Consider the following 8,501-nt stretch of genomic DNA (forward strand, 5'->3'; position numbering starts at 1 on the left):
GCGAGCTGGGTTCAGAACGTCGTGAGACAGTTCGGTCCCTATCCGTCGCGGGCGTAGGAAATTTGAAGGGAGCTGTCCTTAGTACGAGAGGACCGGGATGGACCAACCTCTGGTGCACCAGTTGTTCCGCCAGGAGCATAGCTGGGTAGCTAAGTTGGGACAGGATAAACGCTGAAAGCATCTAAGCGTGAAGCCTACCCTAAGATAAGATTTCCCATGACGTAAGTCAGTAAGATCCCTTGAAGAACACGAGGTTGATAGGTGAGAGGTGTAAGTGCAGTAATGTATTCAGCTTACTCATACTAATAGATCGAGGGCTTAATCAAAAAAGAACAACTTAAATTCTTTACAATCTCTGTATGCAGTTTTGAAAGATGCAGATCTTTCTAAAACCACATATCTGGTGTCTATATCTCTGAGGGTTACACCCGTTCCCATTCCGAACACGACGGTTAAGCCTCAAGGAGCCCATGATACTGCAGGGGAAGCCCTGTGGGAAAGTAGGTCGTCGCCAGTTACACTGCTCTAAGCGTAAGCTTAGGGCTTTTTTGTTGTTTAAAAATAAAGTGTCCTATATAATAGATCTATTGGCATTTTCATCCACATGCACAGAGCAGGGAGGAAGTTAATGGGAAAAATCATAACCATACAGCATACAGAATCGGTTCATCATACCAACGGGATGGTGGGCTCGTGGACAGACTGGGATCTGACAGAAAAGGGAAAACGAGAGGCGGACCTCATCGGAGAAAATCTTTTTGCAGAGCTTTCCTCAGAGAAGGCAGTCCTTTATTCTTCTGATCTGAAACGGGCAAAACAGACCGCCGATCTCATTGGGGGCTATTTTGGTCTTGTTCCAGATCTCAGGGAAGAGCTGAGAGAAAGGAATCTTGGGGCTGCCGTTGGAAAATCGGTCCTTTGGATGAGAAAACATATGGAAATGCAAGAAGAAAAAGTAGAGGACCGTATGTTCAGCGATGCAGAATCCCGCCAAGATCTCTGGAGAAGACTGGAAAAATTCTACAATGAAGTGCTGAAAAATGAAGAAAGAACTGTTTTTCTGGTATCCCACGGTGATACGCTCAGCATTCTTCATCCTATGCTTCTGGGACTGCCGTTGGAAACCATGAATCAACTGAGGTTTCAGGGATTCTCTGGCGGAGTAAGTCAGATGAACATAGAAAAAGAGGGTCAGGTTCGCCTGAGAAAATTCAGTGATTTATCCTACAAACGGAAATAAAGCACACAATACTCCTAAACCATATTCTGTGGTGCAGGAGTATTCTTTTTCCTGTGAATTTTTGGGATTTCCTAGCAGAAAAATCCACATAGGCTATAATGGAAGAAGAGAGGTTTTTCAGCTGAAGAGCAAACAGAATCTCAGACAAAATGAAGCTACTTTGTAACAAAATGAAAAAGAATTGAACGTAAAATGGAACTATATATTTGGAGGAAAAAGAGTGGGAAAAAACGATATATTCAATAAAAGCAACAGTAATGGATACTATAGAGGGACAAGAAAACCAAGAATCTGGCCATTACTTCTGATCTTTATTCTGGTGATCGGAGCAGCCATCGGTGTTGTCATCTACAAACTCATTGGAGAAGAGCATTTCACCTCCCAGAAACCAGTCATCGCTGAACCGGAACCTGTTGAAACTCCAGTGGAGGAAGTGGTCGTTCAGATTGATCCTTCCGATCTTGTAGAAGATTCCAACCACATTTATGCAGCGAAAGACTATGCATACAGCACCAAGGATGTCAGGAACTGGATCACCAGTATGGAGCCCTATACCGGAGAGAAACTTGCATTTCTGACCTTTGATGACGGACCAAGCCCAACCAATACTGGAAAGATTCTGGATGTGCTGAAAGAGAAGGAAGCAGTTGCCACCTTCTTTACCATTGGCACCAGTCTCGAGAATACTGTAGATTCAGGGGTCATCCTGAACCGTATTCTGTCTGAAGGCCATGGAGTGGCTCTTCATAGCTATACCCATGTGTACGACAGGCTTTATCCTGGGAAGACTGTGGATAAGGAGTATGTGAAAGAAGAGCTTGACAGGCTTCAGGATAAGATCCGAGAGGTGACAGGCAAAGAGAACTTTAAGTCCCATGTGTTCCGTTATCCAGGAGGCCATATGAGCTGGAAAGGTACGGAAGAGGCGGATGCGTTTCTTGCAGAGAACGGCATCGAATACATTGACTGGAATTCGATGAATGGAGATTCAGAACCCACCTCCAGAAGGCCGAAGGATCCTGAAGCGCTGGCAAACTTTGTGCAGGAATCCCTGATTTATACGAAAATGAAGGATGTCATAGTAATCCTGATGCACGATGCAGAGAACAAAGGAATGACTGTGGAGTCTTTACCTAAAATCATTGATGATCTGAAAGCCCAAGGATATAAATTCGCCATTTTGAAATAATGCAAGTGTCCTTTAAAATGAGGCACTCAAGGAGGAATTAGGATGAAAATACTTCTCTGTGAAGATGAAGCAAGTATTCGCGCATTTTTAAAAATTAATTTTGAAAGAAACGGGTTCACCGTCATTGAGGCTGGCACTGGAGAGGATGCCCTGCGTCTTACAGAGCTGGAGAGGCCTCAGGTAGCCATTCTGGATGTGATGCTTCCAGGGATTGACGGCTTTGAAGTATGCAGAAGAATCCGATCCTCCCATCCGGAAATCGGGATCATCATGCTTACAGCCAAAGGTCAGGATATGGACAAGATTGAAGGGTTAGAACGGGGAGCCGATGACTATGTGGTTAAACCCTTTAATCCAACAGAGTTCATTCTGAGGACCAAAGCACTGATCCGCAGACTGGAGGAGGGAAAGAACATCAAAGAGGATGACCACCTGCTGAAGAGTCAGGTGTTCACACTGGATAAGTATTCCCAGACCTTGAAGAAAAATGATGAGTATGTGGAGCTGACGCCAAAAGAGTTTGCCATCATGAAGATTTTTCTTGAAAATGAGGGGAAAGCATTCTCAAGAGATGAGCTGCTGAACCTGGTGTGGGGATATGACTTCATTGGAGATCCCAAGATCGTGGATGTGAACATGAGAAGACTCCGCGCAAAGGTGGAGGACAACGCTTCTGATCCCAAATATATTGAAACAGTCTGGGGCACCGGATACAGATGGAGAAAAGTTTAATTTTGAAAGTAGGAATTACAATACATGAAGCTGTTTAAAAGTCTCAGGTCCAGGCTCTCACTGAGCTATCTTCTCATCATCATACTGACGCTGATCATCACAGATGTGGCTCTGGTCAGTGTTCTCCGTGCCTATTTCCTCAATAATGTCCGGGATACACTGTACAGCCAGCTGTCTATTTCCACAGACATCTATGAACGGTATTTTGCGGACAGCACATTGGAAGAGAATGTGGCCAATGATGAGGATGGGTTTTGGAGGCAGTCAGAAGGCCATGTCCAAATAGTCAGCCTGGATGGCGTTGTTCTTCTGGACTCCACAGGAAACAGACCACAACAAGCGCTTTCTTCAGAAGATATTCTAATGGCTCTGAATGGACAGCAGGGAACCACCATCTTTACCAGAGGGGAGAATGGGGAGTCTCTCATGGCAGCAGCCATGCCTCTGGTGTCAAATGGAGAGATTGTTGGGGTGCTTAGGTTCATTACATCTTTACGGGGTGTACAGCAGTCCATGGGCGTCATAGTAATGTATCTGGCGGTTTTTGGTGTTGCAGTGGTCACAGTGACGACTCTCATCAGTAATGTCATTGCACAGCGCTTCATCAGGCCCATAGACAAACTGACGAAGACCGCAGAAATCATGGCCACAGGCAACTATAATGTAGTCAGCGTAAAGATGCACGAGGATGAGATCGGGAAACTGTCGGATACTCTGAATTATATGGCCAAGGAAATCAGAAAGAAAGAAGAACTGAAAAATGATTTCATCTCCTCTGTGTCCCATGAGTTGAGAACGCCTCTTACCTCCATCAAAGGGTGGGCGGTGACACTGAAGGATCCTATGACAGATACGGAACTTCTTCAACAGGGGCTGGATATCATCTCCAACGAGAGTGACAGACTGAAGTCCATGGTGGATGAGCTTCTGGATTTTTCCAAGTTTGTGTCGGGTAAGATTGAACTGGAGAAGGATTGGGTAGACATCAAAGAACTTTTTCTCTTTTTAAAGCATAACATCGATGACCGTGCTAAACGGGAGAAGAAGAATTTCGTGGTAGAAATCGGTGACGATATGGGTTCCTGCTTTGTGGATCCCAACAGATTGAAGCAGGTATTCATCAATCTCATCGATAATTCCTTCAAGTTTACGAAGGAAGATGGGCACATCACGCTACGCATGGATAGAAGCAGAAACTTTATTGAGTTCATTGTGGAAGATGACGGCAGCGGTATTTCCGAATTGGATATCTCCAAGGTAAAAGAGAAATTTTATAAAGGTAAAAGTTCCAACTCCACCAACGGTATAGGGCTGTCCATCTGTGATGAGATCGCTCTTTTGCATGGTGGAGAACTGATCATAGAAAGTCAGTTGAATGAGGGGACAAAAGTTACGTTACGGCTTCCGAACGGAGGGAAATAACATGAGCAGGGACATTGTCAAAAAGAATATGATCATTTTAGCAGTCTTTATGATGGTCCTTTGCCTCAGTGGCTGCAAAATCAGGCTTGCAGAAATCAGTGCCAGCGTCATGGCCCCAGTGAAGGTGACCAATCCCCTGGAAGGGCAATACCGATTTAAGAAAGTGCAGCATCTGGAAGAAGGAAAGTTTGTGGACGATACAGGTTTTCGGACTTTCACAGCAGAGTTCACAAAAGAAGCTGCAAGAATCGGTCTGGAGAGGGTAGACTCCCCTCAGTATATCGCTAAGCTTGTGAATGCCTACGATTATTTTGTGGAGAAGTTCAGGACCGATCCCAACAGATTTGAATTAACGGATGATCAGATGGAAGTTATGCGAATCACCAGTGAAGGACAGTCTTTCTATGAGGTTTTTCGTATGAACGAGGATGAGATCGGCATTGTCAAAGGCAATCATCTGATCACCCTGGTGAAGACGGAGTTTACACAGGAAGGGCTTGGGCCTTATGTGGATGGTAAAGCCAACCAGCTGGAGAATGAGCTTCTGGAAGATCAGGATTATGAGCCCATAGCAGGCGTTCTTCTGGGGCTTCGGGGTGAACGGAACGAAGAGACGGAAGAGTCTTCCTATAGAACCCTCTGGATCACCAACGACGGCGAGATTCAGGAAGTCTATGAGATTGACAACATCCTGTTTCCAAGAAAAGAGTTCTGGAAAATGGAGGTTGTGAAAGAAGCTGGAAAAGAACGGCTTCAGATTTATGCCATCACGGGTACGCCCAGTAATGTGAAGGAAGAGATTGTGTACAACTATCCTGCGGAGTATGTGGATGTGGAGTTTGTGGGAAACAATTACATCAGTATCCTTACATCCGATGAAAACTCTTATGACAGAAGCGAGATGACAGAAGGAAAGACCATTGGTGTGGATGGGTATAATGAGTATACGCCAGTGCCCATTGAGACCTTTTATGGTGAGTCAGGAAGGCAGGCTTTTTTAAGCTCTCTGATACAGGCTACCGATGAGACGGAGGAAGCTCTTATGGCAAACCCCGCGACAGAGGAGTTCATCGACAGCTACATTCTAAGAAGACATCATGGAAACTGGATGATGGAATCCAGATTCCAATTAGGAAATGACTCCATAAAGGTTCCCATCGCTCTGCGGGCGGACATCAATCTTGTGACCTATGATGAGCTGACCATTCCCTGGTCTAAAGTGCGGGAGAGGGTACCCCAGGCACTGGATGCGTTCAATGCACCTGGAAACAGCTTCATGCTGGTGAGAACACCCAAATATCTCATGATGTATCGGATTTTAGGCGGAGAACTTACGGAAGAACCACTCCAGGTGATTGAAATCAAGGAAGAAGAAGAGATCATCATGGCAGAATGGGCAAGAGGCGAGTTCGTCAAAAGATGGACCGATATGGCAGCCAAAGAAGGCAGTAAAATCATTTTTGTGCAAAATCACAGACCGTAGCCAAAAGCTTCAGGAAGAACTGTCTTTCTGAAGCTTTTTTCTGTAGCAGTGGTGATGAAAAAGCGTATAATAGAAGGAAAGAAAAGGATTTATCCAGTTCTTAAAGGAATCTGAAGTTCATTAACAAATCGCACTGAATAAGATACAATTAAACTAAGAATGATAAGATATTGAGGTAGCATATGGGAAACATCAAACATTTATTTATTGTCAATCCGGTGGCGGGAAACGGCATCGCCATGAAGATGACCGGCACCATCCATAAACTTTTTAAAGAGCTGAAACTGAAATATCAGGACATCTCCTATGAGATTGTCTACACAAAAGAAGAAGGCCATGCAACCCAGATTGCCAGAAAATACTCCTCCATGGGAGACTACAGGATTTATGCTGTGGGAGGAGATGGCACACTTAATGAGGTGCTGAATGGCATGATGGGCTCAAGCTCATCTCTCGGATGTATTCCAGGAGGTTCCGGCAATGATTTCATCAAGAGTCTTGTAGAGACCTTTGACAGGAGACGGATTCTTATGAATACGGTATTGGGTCAGGTGGAGGAGATTGATGTGCCCTCGGTAGATGGCAGATACTTCATCAACATCGCATCTATGGGCTTTGATGCTTCTGTGGTCAATAACGTGGAGAAATGGAAGAATATGAAGTACCTGCCCAATAAGTTTGCTTATCTGGCTTCGGTGGTGGATACGGCAAAAGATTTCCAGAATCTTTCTTTGAAGATTGTGGTGGACGGCAAAGAGATCCTTACGGAAGCCTTCATGGTGGCCATCGCCAACGCCAAGTACTATGGTGGAGGCATTAAGATTGCACCAGAGGCGGACTATAAAGATGGTCTTCTTGATGTGCTTCTTGTAAGAGACATCACCCGGGCAAAAATCATGAAGTTTCTGCCAAAGGCCATTCCAGGAAAGCATATGGGACTGGAGGAAGTGACCCTTCTTCGGGGCAAAAAGATTGATCTTTACAGTGATGAGCCTGTCTTCGTGAACATTGACGGAGAACTGGAGGCTAGACGGGAAGCTCATTTTGTCATGGGAGAGAAAAAAGTGAAGTTTATTGTACCCAGAAATACATTTTAAAGGAGTGCAGAACAATGGAAGAGAAGGATACAAAAAGAGAGAAATTTGCGAAGAACCTGGGAAAAATCACCAGTGAAGTGCTTCATGTGTCAGGGGATGCCGTGGGGCTTCTGGCCATGAAAATGGGGAAAGACGCCTTTGCCTATAAAACCATTAAAACCATGAGACAGAAGAGCCAGGAAGCGGGAGATCAGGTAGAACGCTTTGTGGATGAGAATATTCAGAAGGTGCAGGTCCGCATTGAAGAGAAGGATCTGAAGGATCTGAGGGATAAAGTGGATGGTGTGGTCCAGGATGTGAAAGACGCCGTGAAAAAGGTGGACATCCATAAGATAAAAGATCAGGTCAAAGAGAAAGCGGATTCTATCATCACCAAAGAGACCAAGATTTATGGAGATGCCTCCCATTTCTATGATGAGGAAAAAAAGGTTGAAGGAATCATTATTGACGAAGTGACCTGGAAAGAAGAAGAGTAGAAGATTATTTCTTCTGAGAGCGACGAGTTATGATGAAGAAAGATAATAAAGAGCGGAAGAACATTTATGGTACGCCATTTTTGTTCTTCCGCTCTTCTTCTATTTATGACTCTTTGTTTTCTGAATCCGGTTTTTCATAGACCTCATAGGATCCGTTCACATTCTTGGTCTCTTTGGTGCCGGTTCGAGGCTCTTCTTTAGGACGGTAAGTGGAATCTGGCTTTCTTGGCCTGGAGGAGGTTCTGAAGACCAGGTACACGCCAAGGAGAAGGATCAGGAACGCGCGTACTGTGGAGAAGTTGAACCAGTATGGGAAATCTCCCAGGTATCTGCCGTAGGTGAGGAAAGAACCAACGAGAATCAGGGCGATGGAAATCACTAGGATACCTCTGTCCTTTGGTTTTGCCAAATAGTACTGCAGGAGAGAGAAGCCGAAAATCACCATGAAAATGGTGCTTGTGAGTCCATCCATAATGGGCACAAACTCTTTCACCAGGAAAAATCCTCCGATGAGTGTCAGAAGACCACCAGGAATCAGCACACTGGCATCCCGGTACCTGTAGTTTGAAAAGTAGTCAATCTCCAGAAACAGTCCAGGGAGCAGAATGAACAGTGGCCACATATTTCTCATGGAAAAAAGATCGTTCAGGAAAATTGCGTTGTAAAGAGCGCCACCACCGATGAGAATCAGGATGAGGCCAATATAGTATGATGTTTTATTTCTCATGATTTCATACCTCCTTCTTTGCTAACAGAATATCCTGTTAAAATTAAAACCATGTTAAAAAATGAAAATATCTTAGACGTTGATTTAACAAGATAGGTACTGTCTATGTCAAAGAATTTGTCAAAACTTTTCTTC

The 8,501-nt window shown here is 44.5% G+C and carries 8 protein-coding genes and 2 rRNA genes; 9 read left to right on the plus strand and 1 reads right to left on the minus strand.

Annotated elements, in window-relative coordinates:
• From BM243_RS04545 to BM243_RS04590, 9 genes are all read left to right on the plus strand, one after another.
• Positions 1-326: ribosomal RNA gene (locus BM243_RS04545) — 23S ribosomal RNA — on the plus strand; the annotation flags it as partial.
• Positions 327-399: 73 nt separating this feature from the next.
• Positions 400-517: ribosomal RNA gene (rrf, locus tag BM243_RS04550) — 5S ribosomal RNA — on the plus strand.
• Positions 518-628: 111 nt separating this feature from the next.
• A complete protein-coding gene (locus BM243_RS04555; RefSeq protein ID WP_074910949.1) occupies positions 629-1,240 on the plus strand; it encodes a histidine phosphatase family protein in 612 nt (203 codons plus the stop codon).
• A 220-nt stretch (positions 1,241-1,460) separates the two neighbouring features.
• Positions 1,461-2,429: a polysaccharide deacetylase family protein gene (locus BM243_RS04565; protein WP_083422618.1), complete on the plus strand. Its 969-nt coding sequence runs from the start codon at positions 1,461-1,463 to the stop codon at positions 2,427-2,429.
• Positions 2,430-2,471: 42 nt separating this feature from the next.
• Positions 2,472-3,161 carry a response regulator transcription factor gene (locus BM243_RS04570; RefSeq protein WP_031576377.1) on the plus strand — a complete coding sequence of 230 codons (690 nt, stop codon included), beginning with the start codon at positions 2,472-2,474 and terminating at the stop codon, positions 3,159-3,161.
• Between the two features lie 24 nt (positions 3,162-3,185).
• A complete protein-coding gene (locus tag BM243_RS04575) occupies positions 3,186-4,583 on the plus strand; it encodes a sensor histidine kinase (protein WP_083422619.1) in 1,398 nt (465 codons plus the stop codon).
• Position 4,584: 1 nt separating this feature from the next.
• On the plus strand, positions 4,585-6,066 hold the full coding sequence (locus BM243_RS04580) for a hypothetical protein (protein ID WP_074910952.1): 1,482 nt from the start codon (positions 4,585-4,587) through the stop codon (positions 6,064-6,066).
• Positions 6,067-6,248: 182 nt separating this feature from the next.
• Complete coding sequence (locus BM243_RS04585; protein WP_083422620.1) at positions 6,249-7,163, plus strand: diacylglycerol/lipid kinase family protein; 915 nt, start codon at positions 6,249-6,251, stop codon at positions 7,161-7,163.
• Positions 7,164-7,177: 14 nt separating this feature from the next.
• The gene (locus tag BM243_RS04590) at positions 7,178-7,639 is read left to right on the plus strand and encodes a hypothetical protein (RefSeq protein ID WP_074910954.1); all 462 of its coding nucleotides are present in this window, start codon (positions 7,178-7,180) and stop codon (positions 7,637-7,639) included.
• 103 nt (positions 7,640-7,742) lie between these two features.
• On the opposite strand, the gene BM243_RS04595 is transcribed toward BM243_RS04590, so the two are convergent.
• Complete coding sequence (locus tag BM243_RS04595) at positions 7,743-8,366, minus strand: hypothetical protein (RefSeq protein ID WP_074910955.1); 624 nt, start codon at positions 8,364-8,366, stop codon at positions 7,743-7,745.
• Positions 8,367-8,501: the final 135 nt, after the last annotated feature.

Origin of the sequence: Proteiniclasticum ruminis (assembly GCF_900115135.1) — a bacterium.
Classification (GTDB): Bacteria; Bacillota; Clostridia; order Clostridiales; family Clostridiaceae; genus Proteiniclasticum; species Proteiniclasticum ruminis_A.